The following is a 20,060-nucleotide window of genomic DNA, read 5'->3' as shown; positions in this document are numbered from 1 at the left end:
GTGGCGACCATGTCCGGGGAGAGCAGGAGGGTCGACGGCACTCCCAGCCGGTTGCGCTCGCTCGCCGACTTCTACCCCGACGGCATCCTCGGAGCGACCCGGGACGGCGTCGTCACGATCCTCAACGCCCAGGGGGCCGCACTGCTCGGCGTCGACTCCGAGCAGGCACTCGGGCTGCCGTTCGACGAGGTGCTCAGGCTCCTCGACCAGGACGGACGGACCTGGCTTGGTGTCAATCGGCCCTTCGAGAGCATCTCGATCGTCCGGGGCATCCCCGAGCAGACCTGGCTCAACGCCTTCGGCGAGGAGGTGCTCACCACCGCACGGCTGGTCCGCAACGACCCCCTCGGCCCCGTGGTCGGCATCGCCGTCGGACTGCGCAGCGGTCGAGGTCGCGCGCTGATGGACCGCGAGCGCTCGGACCTCGTCGCGACGGTCGCCCACGAGCTGCGCTCGCCGCTGACCGGCGTCAAGGGGTTCGTTCAGGCGCTGCTCAACCGCTGGGACAAGCTGAGCGACGACCAGCGCAAGCTGATGCTCGAGACGGTCAACGCCGACGCCGACCGACTGGCGCGCCTGATCGCGGAGCTCCTCGACGTGGCCCGGATCGACACGGGTCGCCTGCAGCTCTACCCGCGCGAGTCGTCCGCCGAGGTGCTCGTCGGCCGCGTGGTCGGATCCATCGAGGCCGGCACCGCGCGGGGCATCTCGCTGGAGGTCGAGGAAGGTCTTCCGGAGGTGTTCGCCGACCCCGACAAGTTCACCCAGGTCGTGACCAACCTCGTCGAGAACGCGATCCGCCACGGCCAGGGGCAGGTCAGCGTCCGACTCGAGGCGCTGCCGAGCATGCCCGGCGTACGCATCACCGTCGACGACGAGGGCGACGGCATCCCCGTCGAGCTGCGCCGCCGCGTCTTCACCAAGTTCTGGACCACCGGCGAGTCCGGCGGGAGCGGCCTCGGGATGTACATCGTCGGCGGACTCTCGCGCGCCCACGGCGGGCGGGTCACCATCGAGGACGCGCCCGGCGGCGGCGCCCGCGTGATGGTCGACTGGCCCAGCGACGACCTGCGCCCGGACTGACCGCATGGCGACCTCCACACAACCTTCACGAGTCGCCCCCACCTCCCACGCCCTCCGGCTCCTAGGGTCGGGGCATGACTTCCACCACGGCTGCCCGGATCGCGTTGGTGGTCGAGGACGAGCGCACCATCAACGACGCGCTGGCCCAGCGGCTGCGCGCCGAGGGCTACCAGGTCGAGCAGGCCTTCGACGGGCCCTCGGCGGTCGACCTCGCCGCCTCGGTCCGCCCCGACGTCGTCCTGCTCGACGTGATGCTGCCGGGCTTCGACGGTCTCGAGGTGTGCCGGCGGATCCAGGCAGAGCGACCGGTCCCGGTGCTGATGCTCACCGCTCGCGACGACGAGGCCGACGTGCTCGTCGGGCTCGGCGTCGGCGCCGACGACTACCTCACCAAGCCGTTCTCCATGCGCGAGGTGGTCGCCCGCGTCGCTGCCCTGCTGCGCCGCGTCGAGCGGGCCGCGGCCCTGGCCGACGAGCGCCCTGCGGCCCTCCGGGTCGGCGGGGTCGGCATCGACCCCGGCACCCGGCGTACGACGGTGGCCGGCGAGCCGGTGCACCTCACCCCGACCGAGTTCGACCTGCTGCTGTGCCTGGCACGGGAGGCCGGCCAGGTCCTGAGCCGCGAACGGCTGCTGCGCGACGTGTGGGACTGGGGTGATGCCTGGGGGAGCGCGAGCGCCACCCGTACCGTCGACAGCCACGTGAAGGCGCTCCGCGCCAAGGTCGGCGCCGCCCGGATCCGCACGGTGCACGGCGTCGGCTACGCCCTCGAGGACCTCCCGTGACGGCTCCGCTCGACGTGGTCTCCAGCCTGAAGACCAAGCTCGGCCTGCTGGTCGCCGCATCCGTCGTCACGGCGGTGCTGCTCACCCTGCTCGGCTCCGCAGCAGACGTCTCGCCGTTGCTCGTCCTGCCGGTCAGCGTGGCGCTGGCGCTCGGTGTCACCCAGCTGTTGGCCGCGGGGATGGTCGCGCCCCTGCGCCGGATGACCGACGTGTCGCGGGCGATGGCGCGCGGCGACTACTCCGGCCGGGTGCGGACCTCCGCGACCGACGAGGTCGGCCAGCTCGCCGCCGCCTTCAACCGCATGGCGGAGGACCTCGCCACCGTGGACCGCGAGCGCCGTGACCTGATCGCCACGGTGTCGCACGAGCTCCGCACGCCGCTCACGGCGATGACCGCGCAGCTGGAGAACCTCGCCGACGGTGTGGTCGAGCCCGACCCCGCCCACCTCGGCGGGGCCCTCGACCAGGCCCAACGGCTGGGGCGCCTGGTCGACGACCTCCTCCAGCTCTCGCGGCTGGAGGCGGGCGTGGTCGAGCTGGACGCCCAGCAGGTCCGCCTCGCCCCACTGGTCGAGGATTCCGTCGCGCAGGTGGTCGCTGCGGGACGGCCGGGTGCGTTCGACGTGGACATCAGCGCCGACCTCGTCGTGCCCGGCGATCCCGCCCGGCTGCAGCAGCTCCTCGTCAACATCGTCGACAACGCGGGCCGTCACGCACCCCCGGACACGTCGGTCCGAGTCGTCGCCGGCACCGCCGAGGCGGGATGGTGGCTCGAGGTGACCGACGCCGGCGGGGGAGTCGCGCCCGAGGACCGCGAGCGCGTCTTCGACCGGTTCGGGACCGACCGGGCCGGCGGGACCGGTCTGGGCCTCGCCGTCGCCCGCTGGGTGGCCCAGCTCCACGGCGGAACGTTGCGCTTCCTCGACCCCGCCTCGGGCCGCGGAGCGCGGCTTCGCCTCGAGGTGCCGGCGCCGACCGCCGGCCGCCAGACCGTCCCTTCCCCCACCGAGGAGCCCGTGATGACCACCACCGCCCCGCCCGCCAGCCCTCCGGCCGCGGCGCGCCCCCAGCCGGGGCTCGACACGCTCTTCGGTCGGTTCTGGCCCGAGTCCGGGCTCGCGCCCGGCATCCCCACCGTTGCCGCAGCCGCGGTGGCCGGACTCGTGGCCGGCTTCGCGCTCTCCTTCACCGCGGTGGGAATCACGTGGACCCTCGTCGCCGTGGCCAGCGGCACCGCCGCCCTCCTCACGGCGCGCCGCCGCCGCGACACCTGGACGCTCGTGTGCTCCGCCCTCGCCCTCCTGCTCGTGCTGCCCATGACGTTGCTCGACGCCTGGTGGATCCAGATGCTCGGTCTCGTCGCCGCGACGGCCGTGTTCCTGTGCGGTGTGACGGGCGCCCGCTCCATGCCCGGCATCGTGCTGTCCGGACTCGCCTGGCCGTTGGCCTCGCTGCGCGGGCTGCCCTGGTTCGGCCGCTCGCTGCGGATCGCGGGCACCGGCTCACGCACGCCCGCGCTGGTGCGTACGGCCGTGTGGTCGCTGCTGGGGCTCGGGGTGTTCGGCACGATCTTCGCCAGCGCCAACCCGGTCTTCGGGTCCTGGGTCGACCAGCTGGTGCCCAACCTGACCTTCAACGACCTCGTCGGGCGGGCCTTCCTGGCCTGCTTCGTCTTCGCCACGACGCTCGGTGCCGCCTATCTCGCGCTCAACCCCGCGGACGTGGAGGTGCTGGGCGGACGCCGCCCGACCGCGCTCGCCAACCGGTTCGAGTGGCTGGTGCCCGTGCTGGTCGTCGACGCGGTCTTCCTTGCCTTCATCGCCGCCCAGGCCCGCGCGTTGATCGGCGGACGCGACTACATCGAGGCGTCCACCGGGATGACGTACGCCGACTTCGTCCACCAGGGCTTCGGCCAGCTGACCCTTGCCACCGCGCTCACCGTGCTCGTCGTGTGGGTCGCGTCGCGGCGCGCCGGCGACTCGACCGAGGACCGACGCTGGCTCTTCGCGTCCTTGGGGCTGCTGTGCGTGCTCACGCTGCTGGTGGTCGCCTCCGCGCTGCGCGGGATGAGCGTCTACCAGGACGCCTACGGCTTCACGACGCTGCGACTCTTCGTCGACGTCTTCGAGGGCTGGCTCGGCTTCGTCGTCCTCGCGATCATGGTCGCGGGAGTTCTCGGTCGCGGCCAGTGGCTGCCCCGCATCGCCCTGGTGTCGGGCGCCGTCGCGCTGGTCGGTCTCGCCGCGATCAACCCGGACGCCTGGGTCGCGGACCGCAACCTCGACCGCTACGACGCGACGGGTGACCTCGACCTGCGCTACCTGCAGACGCTGTCGGCCGACGCGGCCCCCGCTATCGTCGAGCGGCTCCCCGCCGAGGTCGCGCGCTGCGTGGTGCAGGACCTGCCCTACGGCTCCCTACGGCCCGAGGCGCTCGAGGATGCCCGGGCCTGGAACCTTGGCCGATCCCGCGCCGAGGACGCGTTGGAGGGGATCGACAGGGTCGAGCGCGGCACCCGACCGGACGAATGCGCTGGCATCTGGACCGCCTTCGGCGAGTAGCATGGTGGCCGTGGACACGAGCTTGCGATTTCTGCGCCCCGGACCTGGTCCGTCGGGCAGCTGACGTCGTGGGTCCGGGGAGTGCCCCGTCCGACCCGAAGCCCCTCCACTCCTAGACTTCGTGGCGACCTGCCGTCGCCAGGCGAGAGCCACCTGCTGACTCTCCGCCGATCTGGGTAGCGCTACGCGAAAGAGAGCCATGTCCGGCCCCAACACTGACTACGACCCTGTCGAAGTGACCCCGCTCAAGGCCGACCAGGTCGAGGCGATGCGCGAGGCGGCCCTCGCCGCGATCGCCGCTGCCCCCGACCTCGATGCCCTCAAGCAGGTCCGGATCGACCACGCGGGGGATCGGTCGCCGATCGCCCTCGCCAACCGCGAGATCGGGGCCCTCCCGCCCCAGGCCCGCAAGGACGCCGGTCAGCGCATCGGCCAGGCGCGCGGCGCGATCAACCAGGCCCTCGCCGCCCGTCAGGTCGTGCTCGAGGCCGAGCACGAGGAGCGGATGCTCGCCGAGGAGACGGTCGACGTCTCGCTGCCGACGACCCGTCGCCGTCCCGGCGGCCGGCACCCGATCACCCTGCAGTCCGAGCTCATCGCCGACCTCTTCGTGGCCATGGGCTACGAGGTCGCCGAGGGTCCCGTCGTGGAGGCCGAGTGGCTCAACTTCGACGCCCTCAACCTCGGTCCCGACCACCCTGCGCGCACCATGCAGGACACCTTCTGGACCGAGCCGGCCGACCACCACGTCGTGCTGCGCACCCAGACGTCGCCGGTGCAGGCGCGCACCATGCTGACCCGCAAGCCGCCGATCTACGTCGTGTGCCCGGGACGGGTGTTCCGCACCGACGAGTACGACGCCACCCACTCGCCGATGTTCCACCAGGTCGAGGGCCTCGTGGTCGACGAGGGCATCACCATGGCCCACCTCAAGGGCACGCTGGACCACTTCGCGTCCCAGCTCTTCGGCGACGGCATCACCACGCGGTTCCGCCCGTCCTACTTCCCCTTCACCGAACCGTCGGCCGAGGTCGACGTGAAGTGCTTCGTGTGCCGTGGCGTCGAGTCGGACGCGTGTCGCACGTGCCGCGGCGAGGGCTGGATCGAGTGGGGCGGCTGCGGTGTGGTCAACCCACGTGTCCTCGTCGCGTGCGGCGTCGACCCCGAGGTCTACAGCGGGTTCGCGTTCGGGATGGGCATCGACCGTTCGTTCATGTTCCGCCACAACCTGGAGGACCTGCGACCGCTCTTCGAGGGCGACGTCCGGTTCAGCAGCGCGTTCGGCACCGAGATCTGAGAAGGGAGTACTGACATGAAGGCACCCCTGTCCTGGATCCTGGACCACGTCGACGTACCCGCAGGCACGACCACCGAGGAGATCACCGATCGCCTGACCCTGACCGGTCTCAAGCTGGAGGCGATCGAGAGCCCCGGGCGCGACATCACCGGTCCGCTCGTGGTCGGGCGCGTCCTGACGATGGAGCCCGAGCCGCAGAAGAACGGCAAGACCATCAACTGGTGCACCGTCGACGTCGGTGATGCCAACGGCACCGGCGAGCCGCAGGGCATCGTCTGCGGCGCGCACAACTTCGAGCCCGGGGACCTGGTCGTCACGGTCCTGCCCGGCGGCGTGCTGCCCGGCGGCTTCGCGATCGGCGCCCGCAAGACCTACGGACACCTGTCCGCCGGCATGATCTGCTCGGCGGCCGAGCTCGGCCTGGGTGACGACCACGACGGCATCATCGTGCTGCCTGCGGACGCCGGCGCGCCCGGCGAGGACGTACGTCCTCTGCTCGGCCTCGACGAGGAGACCATCGAGTTCGAGATCAACCCGGACCGGGCGTACGCCCTGTCGATCCGCGGCATCGCCCGCGAGGTGCTGGTGTCCGTGGAGGGTGCGAGCAGCTTCCGCGACCCGGTGCTCCGCGACACCCCGCCGGCCGACGACGCGGGCCACCCCGTCGTGGTCGAGGATGCCGAGGGCTGCCCGGTCTTCGTCGCCCGAAGGGTCAGCGGCTTCGACCCCACGGCGCCCACGCCGGACTTCATGGTCCGCCGGATCACCGCCGCCGGCATGCGCCCGATCTCGCTCGCCGTCGACGTGACCAACTACGTCATGCTCGAGACGGGCCGCCCCATCCACGGCTACGACGCCGACAAGGTGCGCGGCGCGATCGTCGTACGACGTGCGCGCGACGGCGAGCGGCTCAAGACCCTCGACGGCACCGAGCGGTCGCTTGACCCGGGCGACCTGGTCGTCACCGACGACTCCGGCATCATCGGCCTCGGTGGCGTCATGGGCGGCGAGACCACCGAGATCTCGGACTCGACCACCTCCGTCCTCGTCGAGGCGGCCCACTGGGACGCCGTGTCGATGTTCCGCACCGGACGGCGCCACAGGATCACGTCCGAGGCCGGCAAGCGCAACGAGCGCGGCGTCGACCCGACCGTCTGCGAGGCCGCGGCCGACCGCGTCGTCGAGCTGCTCGTCGAGCACGGTGGCGGCCAGGCGGACCCGGGTGTCACCGTCGTCGGCACTGCGCCGACGATGCCGGTCATCGAGGTCCCCGGCGACCTCGCCGCCCGTGTGTCCGGCATGTCGATCACGGAGGAGCAGAGCATCGCGTGCCTGCGCGCCGTCGGGTGCGACGTCGCCGGGTCGGCGACCCTCGCGGTGACGCCTCCGCCGTGGCGCCCCGACCTCACCGATGCCCAGGACTTCTCCGAGGAGGTCATCCGGCTCGTCGGCTACGACAAGGTCCCGTCCGTGCTGCCGACGCCGCCCTCCGGCCGCGGGCTCACCCGCTCTCAGCAGCTCCGTCGTCGCGCCGGTCGCACGCTCGCGGGTGAGGGATTCGTCGAGGTGGTGAACTTCCCGTTCGTCGGCGTCGCCGACCTCGATGCGCTCGGTCTCACGGCCGACGACCCGCGCCGCGACCTGCTCCAGCTGTCGAACCCGCTGAGCGCCGAGGCCGGGTTCATGACCTCGACGCTCCTGCCGGGGATCCTGCGGGCCGCCGGCAGGAACGTCGGCCACGGCACCACCGACGTGGCGATCTTCGAGACCGGCACGGTCACGCTGCCGCGCCATTCCGGCCCGGCCGCGATCCTGCCGGTCGACCGCCGACCGACCGAGGAGGAGTTCGCCGCGCTGGACGCCGCGCTGCCCGCGCAGCCGCTGCACCTGGCCGTCGTGGCTGTGGGCGACGCGGTCGCGGGCGGATGGTGGGGCGAGCCACGTCCCGTGGTCTGGTCCGACGCGGTCGAGGCGGTTCGCTCGGTGGCCGCCGCGCTGGGCCTCGAGGTCACCGCCTCGTCGGTCGAGCTGGCCCCCTGGCACCCCGGCCGCTGCGCCGAGCTCTCGGTCGAGGGAGAGGTGATCGGCCACGCCGGCGAGGTGCACCCCACCGTGTGCAAGGCCTTCGGGCTTCCGAAGCGCACCGTCGCCGCGGAGGTCGACCTCGACCTCCTCATCGCGCGCTCGGTCCACCTGCGGCAGGCGCCGAGCTTCTCGTCCTACCCCGTCGCCAAGGAGGACGTCGCCCTCGTGGTCGACGCCTCGGTGCCGGCGGCCGACGTCGAGTCGGCGCTGCGCGAGGGCGCGGGGGAGCTGCTCGAGTCGATCCGGCTCTTCGACGTCTTCACCGGCGACCAGGTCGGTGAGGGCAAGAAGTCGCTCGCCTACGCCCTGCGCTTCCGCGCTCCCGACCGGACCCTCAAGGAGGGCGAGGCCGCTGCCGCCCGCGACGCAGCAGTGGCACTCGCCGCCGAGCGCACCGGGGCGGTCCAGCGGGCCTGATCATCACCAGTGGAGCCCGCGGACGGACGTGGCGTCCCCGGGCTCCACTGTCGCCCAGGCGGCTCAGTTGATCGGCGACCCGACGATCGCGCGGAACCGGGCGAGGGTGGCCTCGTCCCCGACCACCGAGATCTCCGTGTCGTCGCCCCGGTTCCACAACCAGAGGTCCAGGGCAGCCGCCGGTCCGTCCACCACCACGTCCGGCTCGACGTCCCCACCCGGCGGCTCGACCACGTGGAAGTCCTCGTCGTCGACATACGTCGTCCCGCTGTCGGGATCGGTGCCGGAGAACAGGCCGAACCTGACCCAGAACCCGTGGCCCGTGTCGGTGGCGTCGACGCGCACCAGGCCCTCGCCCGGTGCCCACGACCCCCACGGCGGGCACCCGCCGTACATCACGGCCAGCACCTCGTGGACCCCGTCGGCGGCGAGCACCGGGTCAACCTCCGACGAGACCCCAGCGGAGAGCTCTGCGTCGACCCGGTGGACCAGCGCCTCGTGCGCCTGCCGACGCAGGATGAAGCCCACCGTGTGGTCGTCCGACCAGTTCCACGCCGGCTCGGCGGGATCCGCGGCCTCCAGCACGTCTGCCAGGTGCGCCGACCACTCGTCGTACGCCGCCAGCAGTCCGTCGTACGACTCCGGCCGAGGCGGCTCCACCTCCTCGGGTCGCTCCGGCCGGGCCACGAGCACCTCGGCCCACCAGCGCTGGACCGTGGCGAGGTGCCACAGCAGGTCGGCGGCGCTCCACTCGGGGCACGACGGCACCCGCGCCTCGGGGGCGCAACCGGCGAGGACCTCGCGGAACCGGGCGGACTCGGAGCGCAGGTGCGACAGGTAGGTCTCGGCAGGGAGTCTTGTCATCCCAGCACCGTAGGGGAGGAGACTGACGACGCGCCTCGCCTTTCCGACCCGGTTCGGCAGTACATGCAGAGCAATGTATAGTCATGCAAATGTCCGTGAGAGTTGCCGTCGCCGGAGCCAGTGGGTACGCCGGGGGAGAGGTCCTGCGCCTCCTCCTGGGCCACCCCGACGTCGAGATCGGAGCCCTGACCGCCGGCTCCAACGCCGGTGAGCGCCTCGGCGCCCTCCAGCCGCACCTGGTCCCGCTCGCCGACCGCATCCTGGTCGAGACGACCGTCGAGACGCTCGCCGGGCACGACGTCGTGTTCCTCGGCCTGCCGCACGGCCAGTCGGCCGCGATCGCGCAGGCACTGGGCGACGAGACGGTGGTCATCGACTGCGGGGCCGACTTCCGGCTGACCGACCCTGCTGCCTGGCAGACGTTCTACGGCGGCGAGCACGCCGGCTCCTGGCCCTACGGCCTTCCGGAGCTGCCGGGTCAGCGCGACCTCCTGCGGGGAGCACGCCGCATCGCCGTCCCCGGCTGCTACCCGACCGTCTCGACGCTCGCGATCGTCCCTGCTCTCGTCGCCGGCCTGGTCGAGCCCGACGTCACCGTCGTCGCCGCCTCCGGCACCAGCGGCGCGGGCAAGGCCGCCAAGCCGCACCTCCTCGGCAGCGAGGTGATGGGCAACGCCAGCGCCTATGGCGTCGGCGGCACCCACCGGCACACCCCTGAGATCGTCCAGAACCTCACCAGCGCCCACGGCGCGCCCGTCGCGGTGGGCTTCACGCCCCTCCTCGTGCCGATGTCGCGCGGGATCCTCGCCACCGTCCAGGCGCCACTGCTCGACGGGGTCACGGCCGAGCAGGCCCGCGACGCCTACGTCAGGGCGTACGCCGACGAGCCCTTCGTCCACGTGCTGCCCGAGGGCCAGTGGCCCCAGACGCAGTCCGTGCTCGGTTCCAACGCGGTGCACGTGCAGGTCGCCGTCGACGAGTCCGTACGCCGCCTCGTGGCCGTCGCGGTCGTCGACAACCTCGCCAAGGGCACGGCCGGCGCCGCCGTCCAGTGCATGAACCTCGCCCTCGGCCTCGACGAGGTCACCGGGCTCTCCACGATCGGACTCGCACCATGAGCGGACAGACGCACGAGATCGAGCAGTTCCCCGAGAGCCTCGCCGTGGTCCGGCTGGCGGCAGGGGCGGAGATCCCGACGTGGGCGGAGTCCTCCTCGATCTTCTCGATCACCGCCACCAGCACCGAGACCTCGCTCGTGTGCGCTGCGCGTGGCGTGCCCACCAAGTCGGCGCACCACGGCCCGCTGACCGGCTTCGCCGTCAAGGGTCCGCTCGACCTCGCCCTCGTCGGGGTGCTGCACGACCTGCTCGGACCACTGGCGGAGGAGCAGATCAGCGTGTTCACGCTCTCGACCTACGACACCGACTGGATCCTCGTGGCCCAGGGCGACGCGGACCGCGCGGCGGAGGCCTGGCGACGACAGGGCCACACCGTCGCCCCCGCCCTCCCCGACCGGAAGAACCACCCATGACCATCACCCACCCCAGCGGCTTCACCGCCGCCGGCGTCGCGGCCGGACTCAAGTCCACCGGCGCCCTCGACCTCGCCCTCGTCGTCAACCAGGGCCCCACCTTCGACTCCGCCAGCGTCTTCACCGCCAACCGGTGCAAGGCCAACCCGGTCCTGTGGAGCCAGGAGGTCGTCAAGGACGGCGTCGTGCGCGCCGTGGTGCTCAACTCCGGCGGCGCCAACTGCTACACCGGGCCGGAGGGCTTCCGGACCACCCACGCGGTCGCCGAGAAGGTCGCCGACGGCCTCGGGATCGGCGCGATCGACGTCGTCGTCTGCTCGACTGGCCTCATCGGGCTCGCCAACGACCGGGACGACCTGCTCGCCGGCGTCGCGGCCGCCACGGCCGCGCTGTCCGCGGACGGGGGAGCGCAGGCAGCGCAGGCGATCATGACCACCGACTCAGTGGCGAAGAACACCGTCGTCGAGGGCGCCGGCTGGTCCATCGGCGGGATGGCCAAGGGTGCCGGCATGCTGGCGCCCGCGCTCGCCACGATGCTGGTCGTGATCACGACCGACGCCGTCGTCCCTGCCGCCGTGCTGGACGCTGCGCTGCGTGCCGCGACCCGGGTCAGCTTCGACCGGCTCGACTCCGACGGCTGCATGTCGACCAACGACACGGTCACCGTCATGGCCAGCGGCGCCAGCGGCATCACGCCGACCCCCGAGGACTTCACCGCCGCCCTCGCCCAGGCCTGCACCGACCTGGCCATGCAGCTGCTCAAGGACGCCGAGGGTGCGGACCACGAGATCGCCATCACCACCCTCCACGCCGCCACGGAGGACGAGGCCGTCGAGGTCAGCCGCAGCGTCGCCCGCAGCAACCTCTTCAAGGCCGCCGTCTTCGGCAGGGACCCCAACTGGGGGCGTGTCCTGGCCAGCATCGGCACCACCTCGGCCCGGTTCGACCCCGCCGACCTCGACGTGGCGATGAACGGCGTGTGGGTCTGCCGCACCTCGACCCCGGCCGAGGACCCGACCGGCGTCGACCTCACCGGCCGCGAGGTCAGCGTGACGATCGACCTCAAGTCCGGCGACGCCCGCGCCACCGTCTGGACCAACGACCTCACCCACGCCTACGTCCACGAGAACAGCGCCTACAGCTCATGACGACACCCAACGCCCATCCCACCCGCCCCGACCCCGCCAAGGCCCGGACCCTCGCGGCCGCGCTGCCCTGGCTCAAGCGCTACCACGGCCAGACGATCGTCGTGAAGTACGGCGGCAACGCGATGACCGACGACGCGCTCAAGGTCGCCTTCGCCGAGGACATCGCGTTCCTCCGCTTCGCCGGCTTCAAGCCGGTCGTGGTCCACGGCGGTGGCCCGCAGATCTCCCGGATGCTCGACAAGCTGGGCATCGAGTCCGAGTTCCGTGGCGGCCTCCGCGTCACCACCCCCGAGGCGATGGACGTCGTCCGGATGGTGCTCGTCGGCCAGGTGCAGCGCGAGCTCGTCGGGCTGATCAACCAGCACGGTGCTCTCGCGGTCGGACTGTCCGGCGAGGACGCCGGTCTCTTCACCGCCGAGGCCATCAACACCGTCGTCGACGGTGAGGAGGTCGACCTCGGCCTCGTCGGCGAGGTTGCCAAGGTGCGTCCCGAGGCGGTCCTGGACCTCATCGAGGCCGGTCGCGTCCCCGTCGTGAGCTCGGTGGCGCCCGACGTCCACGGAGTCGTCCACAACGTCAACGCCGACACCGCAGCAGCCTCGCTCGCCATCGCCCTCGGCGCCGAGAAGCTCATGGTGCTGACCGATGTCGAGGGTCTCTACCGCGACTACGGCCACTCCGACGACCTCATCCAGGAGATCAGCCCCGAGGCCCTCGGCGAGATGCTGCCGTCCCTCGACGCGGGCATGATCCCCAAGATGCGGGCCTGCTACGAGGCCGTCACCGGGGGCGTCCCGCGCGCCACGGTGGTCGACGGCCGCGAGCCCCACGCCGTGCTCCTCGAGATCTTCACCGACGAGGGTGTCGGCACCCAGGTGCTGCCCGGCGTCGAGACCAAGCTGCGCAAGCCCTACCAGGACCAGGAGGACTGATGACCACCCCGATCCAGGAGCGCTACGCCGACGCCGTGATGAACACCTTCGGCCCGCCCGCCCTGGCCCTGGTCCGCGGCAAGGGCGCCCATGTCTGGGACGCCGACGGCAAGGAGTACGTCGACCTGCTGGCCGGCATCGCCGTCAACGCCCTCGGCCACGCACACCCCGCGCTGGTCGAGGCCGTCACCGCCCAGCTCTCGACCCTCGGTCACGTCTCCAACTTCTTCGCCACCGAGCCCCAGGTCTCGCTCGCCGAGCGGTTGCTGTCCCTGCTGGGCTGGAACGACGGTCGGGTGTTCTTCAGCAACTCCGGCGCCGAGGCCAACGAGGCCGCGCTCAAGCTCACCCGGCGCACCGGCCGCACCCGCATCGTGGCGGCCGAGGGCTCGTTCCACGGCCGCACCATGGGGGCGCTGGCGCTGACCTCCAAGGCGGCCTACCGCGAGCCCTTCGAGCCGCTTCCCGGGGACGTCACCTTCGTGCCCTACGACGACCTGGCTGCGCTCGCTGCCGCCGTCGACGAGACCGTCGCCGCGGTCGTCCTCGAGCCGATCCAGGGGGAGGCCGGCGTCGTCGTCCCCTCCGCGGGATACCTCGCCGGAGCCCAGCAGGTCGCGCGTGACCACGGAGCGCTGTTCTGGCTCGACGAGGTGCAGACCGGCATCGGCCGCACCGGCGCGTGGTTCGCCCACCAGCTCGCCGAGGGCGTCGACCCCGACGTCGTCACCCTGGCCAAGGGGCTCGGCGGAGGCATCCCCATCGGTGCCACGATCGCCCGGGGAGCAGCTGCCACGCTGCTCCAGCCGGGCAACCACGGCACCACCTTCGGCGGCAACCCCGTGGCGGCGGCTGCTGCGCTGGCCGTGCTCGACACGATCGTGTCGGACGACCTCCTCGCCGCGACGGTCGAGCGCGGTGACCAGATGGCCTCCCTGCTCGCCCAGCAGGCCGGCGTCGTCGAGGTGACCGGAGCCGGGCTGATGCGCGGCGCCGAGCTCGACGGCCCCTACGCGGTCCAGGCCGTCGCCGCCGCGCGCGAGGCCGGCTTCATCCTCAACGCCACCGGTCCCACCCGCCTGCGCTTCGTGCCGCCGCTGGTCATCACCACCGACGACCTCGACGCCCTCGGCGTGGCGCTCCCCGCCATCCTCGACCTCGCCCGCAGCACTGCCCAGGAGACGCAGCCATGACCCGCCACTTCCTCCGCGACGACGACCTGTCGCCGGCCGAGCTGATCGAGGTCCTCGACCTGGCCGACGCGATGAAGGCCGCTCCGTTCGACCACAAGCCGCTCGCCGGCCCGCGGACCGTGGCTCTGGTCTTCGACCGCCCGACCCTGCGCACCCAGGTGTCCTTCGCCGCGGGCATCGCCGAGCTCGGCGGCAACCCGATGACCGTCGACGGCGGCCTCGCGGCGATGGGCTCGCGCGAAGGCGTCGAGGACGTCGCCCGCATCCTCGGCAGGCAGGCCGCGGCCATCGTGTGGCGCACCGCCCACCAGAGCGACGTCGTGACGATGGCCGACCACGCCGGCGTCCCTGTCCTCAACGCGCTCACCGACGAGTTCCACCCCTGCCAGCTCCTGGCCGATCTCCAGACCGTGCGCGAGCACAAGGGTCGCCTCGCCGGCGTACGAGCGGCGTTCGTCGGTGACGGCGCCTGCAACATGGGCAACTCCTGGGTGCTCGCCGGCGCGGCGGCCGGCCTCCACGTCGTGATCGGCGCCCCGCAGGGCTTCACGCCCGACGCCGACGTCGTCGCCACCGCTCGCGAGATCGCCCAGGACACCGGCGGCTCGATCGAGCTCACCACCGACCCGACCGAGGCGGCGGCCGGCGCCGACGTCGTGATCACGGACTCGTGGGTGAGCATGGGCCGCGAGGAGGAGTCCCAGGACCGCCTCCGGGTGTTCCCTCCCTACGGCGTGACCGAGGAGCTCCTCGCCCATGCCCAGGCCGACGCCATCGTCATGCACTGCCTCCCGGCCTACCGCGGCAAGGAGATCTCGGAGGGCGTCATCGAGGGTCCCCAGTCGGTCGTGTGGGACGAGGCCGAAAACCGGCGGCACGCCCAGAAGGCCGTGCTCGCCTGGTTGCTGGAGCGCTCATGATGAGCACCCCGCTCACCAAGAGCGCCCGCCACCAACGGATCATCGACCTCGTCACCGCCCACCCGGTGCGCTCGCAGACCGAGCTCGCCGACCTGCTCGGCGACCTCGGCGTCCGCGTCACGCAGGCCACCCTGAGCCGCGACCTGGTCGAGCTCGACGCGGTCAAGGTGCGCGGCGCCGACGGTGCCCTCGTGTACGCCGTGCCGGGCGAGGGCGGCGACCGTACGGTCCTCGCCCCCCGCGAGAGCGCGGCCGGTCGCGACCGGCTCGCCCGGCTGTGCGGGGAGCTGCTCGTCAGCGCCGAGGCCAGCGCCAACCTCGTCGTCCTGCGCACTCCACCGGGGGCCGCCCAGTTCCTCGCCAGCGCCTTCGACAAGGCTGACCTCGGCGACATCCTCGGCACCATCGCCGGCGACGACACCCTCCTGGTCATCGGCCGGGACCCCGAGGGCGGCGACGCCCTCGCCCAGCGCTTCCTCGACCTGGCCAACCACCCGCACCACCACGCGAACCACCACGCGGACCACCCGTCCGGCCCCACCACCTCTGCAAAGGACATCCTGTGAGCAAGGTCCTCACCTCCCTCCCCGTCGGCGAACGCGTCGGCATCGCCTTCTCCGGCGGCCTCGACACCTCGGTGGCGGTCGCCTGGATGCGCGAGAAGGGTGCGGTGCCGTGCACCTACACCGCCGACATCGGTCAGTACGACGAGCCCGACATCTCCGGCGTGCCCGCCCGCGCCAAGGAGTACGGCGCCGAGGTCGCCCGCGCCGTCGACTGCCGCGCCTCGCTCGTCGAGGAGGGCCTGGCCGCCATGGCGTGCGGCGCCTTCCACATCCGCTCCGGCGGGCGCACCTACTTCAACACCACTCCGCTCGGTCGCGCGGTCACCGGCATGATGCTGGTGCGCGCCATGCACGAGGACGACGTCGACATCTGGGGCGACGGCTCGACCTTCAAGGGCAACGACATCGAGCGGTTCTACCGCTACGGCCTGCTCGCCAACCCCGCGCTGCGCATCTACAAGCCGTGGCTCGACGCGGACTTCGTCCACGAGCTGGGCGGTCGCGACGAGATGAGCCAGTGGCTCACGGAGCGCGGTCTGCCCTACCGCGACAGCAAGGAGAAGGCGTACTCCACCGACGCCAACATCTGGGGTGCGACCCACGAGGCCAAGACGCTCGAGCACCTCGACGTGTCCCTCGAGACCGTCGAGCCCATCATGGGCGTCAAGTTCTGGGATCCCTCGGTGGCGATCGAGACCGAGGACGTCACGATCCGCTTCGACCAGGGTCGCCCGGTCGCGATCAACGGCGCGACCTTCGCCGACGCCGTGCAGCTGGTGCTCAAGGCCAACGAGATCGGCGGTCGCCACGGCCTCGGCATGTCCGACCAGATCGAGAACCGCATCATCGAGGCCAAGTCGCGGGGCATCTACGAGGCCCCGGGCATGGCCCTGATCTGGACCGCCTACGAGCGGCTCCTCAACGCCGTCCACAACGAGGACACGATCGCCAACTACCACTACGAGGGCCGACGGCTCGGACGCCTGCTCTACGAGGGCAGGTGGCTCGACCCGCAGGCGCTGATGATGCGCGAGGCGATCCAGCGGTGGGTGGCCTCGCTGGTGACGGGCGAGGTCACGCTGCGCCTTCGCCGCGGCGAGGACTACACCGTCCTGGCCACCGACGGCCCGGCCTTCTCCTACCACCCCGACAAGCTGTCGATGGAGCGCACCGACAACGCCGTCTTCGGTCCCACCGACCGGATCGGCCAGCTCACCATGCGCAACCTCGACATCGCCGACTCGCGGAGCAAGCTGGAGCTCTACGCCAGCCAGCCTCAGGACCAGGGCCACGTCCTGGTCGAGAACGGCAACCTCTTCGGCGAGATCGAGCCCGGCGGGGCCGACCGGATCGCGCGTGCCAACGGCGCGGACCGCCTCGACGACGAGGCGCTCGACCACGCAGCCATGGACGTCGGGACCGACTGATGGCTGGTGCGACAGGCTCCACCAACGAGGGGTCGTTGTGGGGCGGACGGTTCGCCAGCGGCCCGTCGCCCGAGCTGCAGGCGCTCTCGAGGTCGACCCACTTCGACTGGCAGCTGACGCCGTACGACCTCGCGGGGTCGCGCGCCCACGCCAATGCGTTGCACCGCGCCGGGTTGCTCACCGACGACGACCACGACGAGCTCCTGCGCGGACTGGCGTCTCTGGGGGAGCGGTACGCCGCCGGCGACCTGCTGCCAGCCGAGTCGGACGAGGACGTGCACGGTGCCCTCGAGCGGCTGCTGCTCGAGGAGGTCGGGCCCGAGCTCGGCGGCCGGCTGCGGGCCGGGCGTTCGCGCAACGACCAGGTGGCGACGCTCTTCCGCGCCTACCTCCGCGACCACGCCCGGGTGATCTCCGGCCTCGTCCTCGACCTGGTCGACGTGCTCGCCACCCAGGCGGCCGGCCACCTCGACCCGTCCGGGACGGGCACCGTGATGCCGGGACGTACGCACCTCCAGCACGCGCAGCCCGTCCTGCTCTCGCACCACCTGCTGGCACACGCCTGGCCCCTGCTGCGCGACGTCGAGCGGTTGCGCGACTGGGACGCGCGGGTCGCCGCCGACTCGCCCTACGGTTCCGGCGCGCTCGCCGGTCAGACGCTGGGACTCGACCCGGAGGCCGTGGCCGCCGAGCTCGGCTTCTCGGGCTCGTCCGCCAACTCCATCGACGGCACCGCCTCGCGGGACTTCGCCGCGGAGTTCGCCTTCGTGGCTGCGCAGATCGGGGTCGACCTGTCCCGGCTCGCGGAGGAGGTCATCCTCTGGACCACCCGGGAGTTCGCCTTTGCCACGCTGCACGACTCCTGGTCGACCGGGTCGAGCATCATGCCGCAGAAGAAGAACCCCGACATCGCCGAGCTCGCGCGCGGCAAGTCAGGTCGACTGATCGGCAACCTGTCGGGCCTGATGGCCACCCTCAAGGGGCTGCCGCTGGCCTACAACCGGGACCTCCAGGAGGACAAGGAGCCGGTCTTCGACTCGGTCGAGACGCTCGAGGTGCTCCTGCCCGCGGTGAGCGGGATGGTGGCGACGTTGACGTTCCATCGCGAGCGGATGGCCGAGCTCGCCCCCCAGGGCTTCTCGCTCGCGACCGACGTCGCCGAGTGGTTGGTCCGCGAGGGGGTCCCGTTCCGTGACGCCCACGAGATCGCGGGAGCCTGCGTACGCCGCTGCGAGGAGCTCGGCTGCGACCTGCCCGACCTCACCGACGACGACCTGGCCGCGATCTCCGCGTCACTGACGCCCGAGGTGCGCTCCGTGCTGACCGTGGAGGGTTCCGTCGCCTCGCGTGCCGGTCGCGGCGGTACGGCGCCGGTGCGGGTGCACGAGCAGCTCGACGAGCTGCGGTCCCGCAGCACCCACCACCGTGACCGACTGGGCTGAGGGCGACCCGCTCGAGGTCGCGCCGAGGCTGCTCAACGCCGTGGTCAGCCACGGCGGCGTCTCCGTGCGGCTCACCGAGGTGGAGGCGTACGCCGGCCCCGACGACCCCGGTTCCCACGCCTTCCGTGGCGAGACCGCCCGCAACGCGGTGATGTTCGGCCCCCCTGGTCGCTTCTACGTCTACTTCGTCTACGGCATGCACCACTGCGCCAACCTGGTCACCGGCCCCGCCGGCGATCCCGGGGCGGTGCTGCTGCGCGCCGGCGAGGTCGTGGCCGGACTCGACGTGGCGCGCGCACGCCGTCCCGGCAGCTCGGACCGCGATCTCGCCCGCGGTCCGGCACGCCTGTGCCGCGCGCTCGGCATCGACCTGACGCACAACGGCGTACGCCTCGACGTGGTGGCGGGGGAGGGACCGCTCCAGACCAGCAGCGGACCCCGCGTCGGACTGCGCCGTGCTGCGGAGCGTCCTTGGCGGTTCTGGGTCACCGGTGATCCCACGGTCAGCACCTACCGCCCAGCCTCAGTACGCCGTCCCGCAGGCGCCTGACCTGCAGCTATGCGTTCGAGGCACCCCCGGTTTGGCATGGTCCCGGGGAAGGGTCTACAGTTCTTCTTGTCGCTGCAAGTGGCGCCGCCTCCTGGCCAGAAGGTCAGATGAAGCGGAAACCTGGCACCGACCACCGAAGCACGAAGCCCGAGAGTTTGACTCACGGGTGGAGGGCCCGGTAAGTTTCTGCAGGTTGCCCCGCGGCCGATCCAGTCCAACTGGTGAGGAACGGGTGCGTCTGATTCTTGAGAACTCAACAGTGTGTTTGATTAGTCGACGAATTAGTTTGTTTTGCCCCGTTGGCATTCATGGTTGTCTGGCCTTTTGGGGTTGGGTGGTTGTGGTGTCAGTGGTTTCTTTGACAATGATTCTGACAATTTGTCAGTTTCGTTTTTTGTCAGGGGATGTGGCTCTCTTTTTCCTCGTGCCTGGTTCTGGCCTTTGGGTTGGGGTGGGTGTGGGGTGCAAGTTTCAATGGAGAGTTTGATCCTGGCTCAGGACGAACGCTGGCGGCGTGCTTAACACATGCAAGTCGAGCGGAAAGGCCACTTCGGTGGTACTCGAGCGGCGAACGGGTGAGTAACACGTGAGTAATCTGCCCCTGGCTTTGGGATAGCCACCGGAAACGGTGATTAATACCGGATATGACCACGTACTGCATGGTGTGTGGTGGAAAGTTTTTCGGCCAGGGATGTGCTCGCGGCCTATCAGCTTGATGGTGAGGTAATGGCTCACCATGGCTTCGACGGGTAGCCGGCCTGAGAGGGTGACCGGTCACACTGGGACTGAGACACGGCCCAGACTCCTACGGGAGGCAGCAGTGGGGAATATTGGACAATGGGCGGAAGCCTGATCCAGCAACGCCGCGTGAGGGATGACGGCCTTCGGGTTGTAAACCTCTTTCAGTACCGACGAAGCGCAAGTGACGGTAGGTACAGAAGAAGCACCGGCCAACTACGTGCCAGCAGCCGCGGTAATACGTAGGGTGCGAGCGTTGTCCGGAATTATTGGGCGTAAAGGGCTCGTAGGCGGTTTGTCGCGTCGGGAGTGAAAACGCCGTGCTTAACACGGCGCTTGCTTTCGATACGGGCAGACTAGAGGTATGCAGGGGAGAACGGAATTCCTGGTGTAGCGGTGAAATGCGCAGATATCAGGAGGAACACCGGTGGCGAAGGCGGTTCTCTGGGCATTACCTGACGCTGAGGAGCGAAAGTGTGGGGAGCGAACAGGATTAGATACCCTGGTAGTCCACACCGTAA

At 71.2% G+C, this 20,060-nt stretch carries 16 protein-coding genes and 1 rRNA gene; 16 read left to right on the top strand and 1 reads right to left on the bottom strand.

The window, feature by feature from the left end:
- The first annotated feature begins 9 nt into the window (after positions 1-9).
- The 5 genes from BM127_RS13125 to pheT all read left to right on the top strand — a co-directional run bounded on the left by BM127_RS13125 (position 10) and on the right by pheT (position 8,228).
- The gene (locus tag BM127_RS13125) at positions 10-1,083 is read left to right on the top strand and encodes a sensor histidine kinase (RefSeq protein ID WP_091199459.1); all 1,074 of its coding nucleotides are present in this window, start codon (positions 10-12) and stop codon (positions 1,081-1,083) included.
- Positions 1,084-1,157: 74 nt separating this feature from the next.
- A complete protein-coding gene (locus BM127_RS13120) occupies positions 1,158-1,868 on the top strand; it encodes a response regulator transcription factor (RefSeq protein ID WP_091199251.1) in 711 nt (236 codons plus the stop codon).
- Positions 1,865-4,429: a DUF4153 domain-containing protein gene (locus tag BM127_RS13115; protein WP_091199249.1), complete on the top strand. Its 2,565-nt coding sequence runs from the start codon at positions 1,865-1,867 to the stop codon at positions 4,427-4,429. The genes BM127_RS13120 and BM127_RS13115 overlap by 4 nt, the downstream gene beginning before the upstream one ends.
- A 199-nt stretch (positions 4,430-4,628) precedes the next feature.
- A complete protein-coding gene (pheS, locus tag BM127_RS13110; protein WP_091199247.1) occupies positions 4,629-5,726 on the top strand; it encodes a phenylalanine--tRNA ligase subunit alpha in 1,098 nt (365 codons plus the stop codon).
- Between the two features lie 15 nt (positions 5,727-5,741).
- Positions 5,742-8,228, top strand: coding sequence for a phenylalanine--tRNA ligase subunit beta (gene pheT / locus BM127_RS13105; RefSeq protein ID WP_091199245.1), 2,487 nt, complete (start codon positions 5,742-5,744; stop codon positions 8,226-8,228).
- Between the two features lie 63 nt (positions 8,229-8,291).
- On the opposite strand, the gene BM127_RS13100 is transcribed toward pheT, so the two are convergent.
- Complete coding sequence (locus tag BM127_RS13100; RefSeq protein WP_091199243.1) at positions 8,292-9,092, bottom strand: maleylpyruvate isomerase family mycothiol-dependent enzyme; 801 nt, start codon at positions 9,090-9,092, stop codon at positions 8,292-8,294.
- Positions 9,093-9,181: 89 nt separating this feature from the next.
- Here BM127_RS13100 and argC point away from each other — a divergent pair, with 89 nt between their 5' ends.
- The 11 genes from argC to BM127_RS13045 all read left to right on the top strand — a co-directional run.
- Positions 9,182-10,210: an N-acetyl-gamma-glutamyl-phosphate reductase gene (gene argC, locus BM127_RS13095; protein WP_091199241.1), complete on the top strand. Its 1,029-nt coding sequence runs from the start codon at positions 9,182-9,184 to the stop codon at positions 10,208-10,210.
- The gene (locus BM127_RS13090) at positions 10,207-10,623 is read left to right on the top strand and encodes an ACT domain-containing protein (RefSeq protein ID WP_091199239.1); all 417 of its coding nucleotides are present in this window, start codon (positions 10,207-10,209) and stop codon (positions 10,621-10,623) included. The genes argC and BM127_RS13090 overlap by 4 nt, the downstream gene beginning before the upstream one ends.
- On the top strand, positions 10,620-11,771 hold the full coding sequence (gene argJ / locus BM127_RS13085) for a bifunctional glutamate N-acetyltransferase/amino-acid acetyltransferase ArgJ (RefSeq protein WP_091199237.1): 1,152 nt from the start codon (positions 10,620-10,622) through the stop codon (positions 11,769-11,771). Before BM127_RS13090 ends, argJ begins: the two co-directional genes overlap by 4 nt.
- Complete coding sequence (argB, locus tag BM127_RS13080) at positions 11,768-12,703, top strand: acetylglutamate kinase (protein ID WP_091199235.1); 936 nt, start codon at positions 11,768-11,770, stop codon at positions 12,701-12,703. Before argJ ends, argB begins: the two co-directional genes overlap by 4 nt.
- Positions 12,703-13,896: an acetylornithine transaminase gene (locus BM127_RS13075; RefSeq protein ID WP_091199233.1), complete on the top strand. Its 1,194-nt coding sequence runs from the start codon at positions 12,703-12,705 to the stop codon at positions 13,894-13,896. Before argB ends, BM127_RS13075 begins: the two co-directional genes overlap by 1 nt.
- On the top strand, positions 13,893-14,816 hold the full coding sequence (gene argF / locus BM127_RS13070; protein WP_091199231.1) for an ornithine carbamoyltransferase: 924 nt from the start codon (positions 13,893-13,895) through the stop codon (positions 14,814-14,816). Before BM127_RS13075 ends, argF begins: the two co-directional genes overlap by 4 nt.
- Complete coding sequence (locus tag BM127_RS13065; protein ID WP_091199229.1) at positions 14,813-15,382, top strand: arginine repressor; 570 nt, start codon at positions 14,813-14,815, stop codon at positions 15,380-15,382. Before argF ends, BM127_RS13065 begins: the two co-directional genes overlap by 4 nt.
- A complete protein-coding gene (argG, locus tag BM127_RS13060; RefSeq protein WP_091199227.1) occupies positions 15,379-16,809 on the top strand; it encodes an argininosuccinate synthase in 1,431 nt (476 codons plus the stop codon). The genes BM127_RS13065 and argG overlap by 4 nt, the downstream gene beginning before the upstream one ends.
- Positions 16,809-18,251 carry an argininosuccinate lyase gene (gene argH, locus BM127_RS13055; RefSeq protein ID WP_091199225.1) on the top strand — a complete coding sequence of 481 codons (1,443 nt, stop codon included), beginning with the start codon at positions 16,809-16,811 and terminating at the stop codon, positions 18,249-18,251. Before argG ends, argH begins: the two co-directional genes overlap by 1 nt.
- The gene (locus BM127_RS13050; protein WP_091199223.1) at positions 18,235-18,801 is read left to right on the top strand and encodes a DNA-3-methyladenine glycosylase; all 567 of its coding nucleotides are present in this window, start codon (positions 18,235-18,237) and stop codon (positions 18,799-18,801) included. Before argH ends, BM127_RS13050 begins: the two co-directional genes overlap by 17 nt.
- Before the next feature lie 471 nt (positions 18,802-19,272).
- Positions 19,273-20,060, top strand: a 16S ribosomal RNA gene (locus BM127_RS13045); the annotation flags it as partial.

It is taken from the genome of Nocardioides alpinus (assembly GCF_900112035.1).
Taxonomy (GTDB): domain Bacteria; phylum Actinomycetota; class Actinomycetes; order Propionibacteriales; family Nocardioidaceae; genus Nocardioides; species Nocardioides alpinus.
This window is presented reverse-complemented; position numbering and strand designations above follow the sequence as displayed.

Excerpts from the sequence above, each read along its gene's own strand:
- BM127_RS13090 (WP_091199239.1), top strand. The coding sequence starts at position 10,207 with ATGAGCGGACAGACGCACGAGATCGAGCAGTTCCCCGAGAGCCTCGCC.
- BM127_RS13120 (WP_091199251.1), top strand. The coding sequence starts at position 1,158 with ATGACTTCCACCACGGCTGCCCGGATCGCGTTGGTGGTCGAGGACGAG.
- argJ (WP_091199237.1), top strand. The coding sequence starts at position 10,620 with ATGACCATCACCCACCCCAGCGGCTTCACCGCCGCCGGCGTCGCGGCC.
- BM127_RS13125 (WP_091199459.1), top strand. The coding sequence starts at position 10 with ATGTCCGGGGAGAGCAGGAGGGTCGACGGCACTCCCAGCCGGTTGCGC.
- argF (WP_091199231.1), top strand. The coding sequence starts at position 13,893 with ATGACCCGCCACTTCCTCCGCGACGACGACCTGTCGCCGGCCGAGCTG.
- BM127_RS13100 (WP_091199243.1), bottom strand. The coding sequence starts at position 9,092 with ATGACAAGACTCCCTGCCGAGACCTACCTGTCGCACCTGCGCTCCGAG.
- argC (WP_091199241.1), top strand. The coding sequence starts at position 9,182 with ATGTCCGTGAGAGTTGCCGTCGCCGGAGCCAGTGGGTACGCCGGGGGA.
- argH (WP_091199225.1), top strand. The coding sequence starts at position 16,809 with ATGGCTGGTGCGACAGGCTCCACCAACGAGGGGTCGTTGTGGGGCGGA.
- BM127_RS13075 (WP_091199233.1), top strand. The coding sequence starts at position 12,703 with ATGACCACCCCGATCCAGGAGCGCTACGCCGACGCCGTGATGAACACC.
- pheS (WP_091199247.1), top strand. The coding sequence starts at position 4,629 with ATGTCCGGCCCCAACACTGACTACGACCCTGTCGAAGTGACCCCGCTC.
- pheT (WP_091199245.1), top strand. The coding sequence starts at position 5,742 with ATGAAGGCACCCCTGTCCTGGATCCTGGACCACGTCGACGTACCCGCA.
- argB (WP_091199235.1), top strand. The coding sequence starts at position 11,768 with ATGACGACACCCAACGCCCATCCCACCCGCCCCGACCCCGCCAAGGCC.
- BM127_RS13065 (WP_091199229.1), top strand. The coding sequence starts at position 14,813 with ATGATGAGCACCCCGCTCACCAAGAGCGCCCGCCACCAACGGATCATC.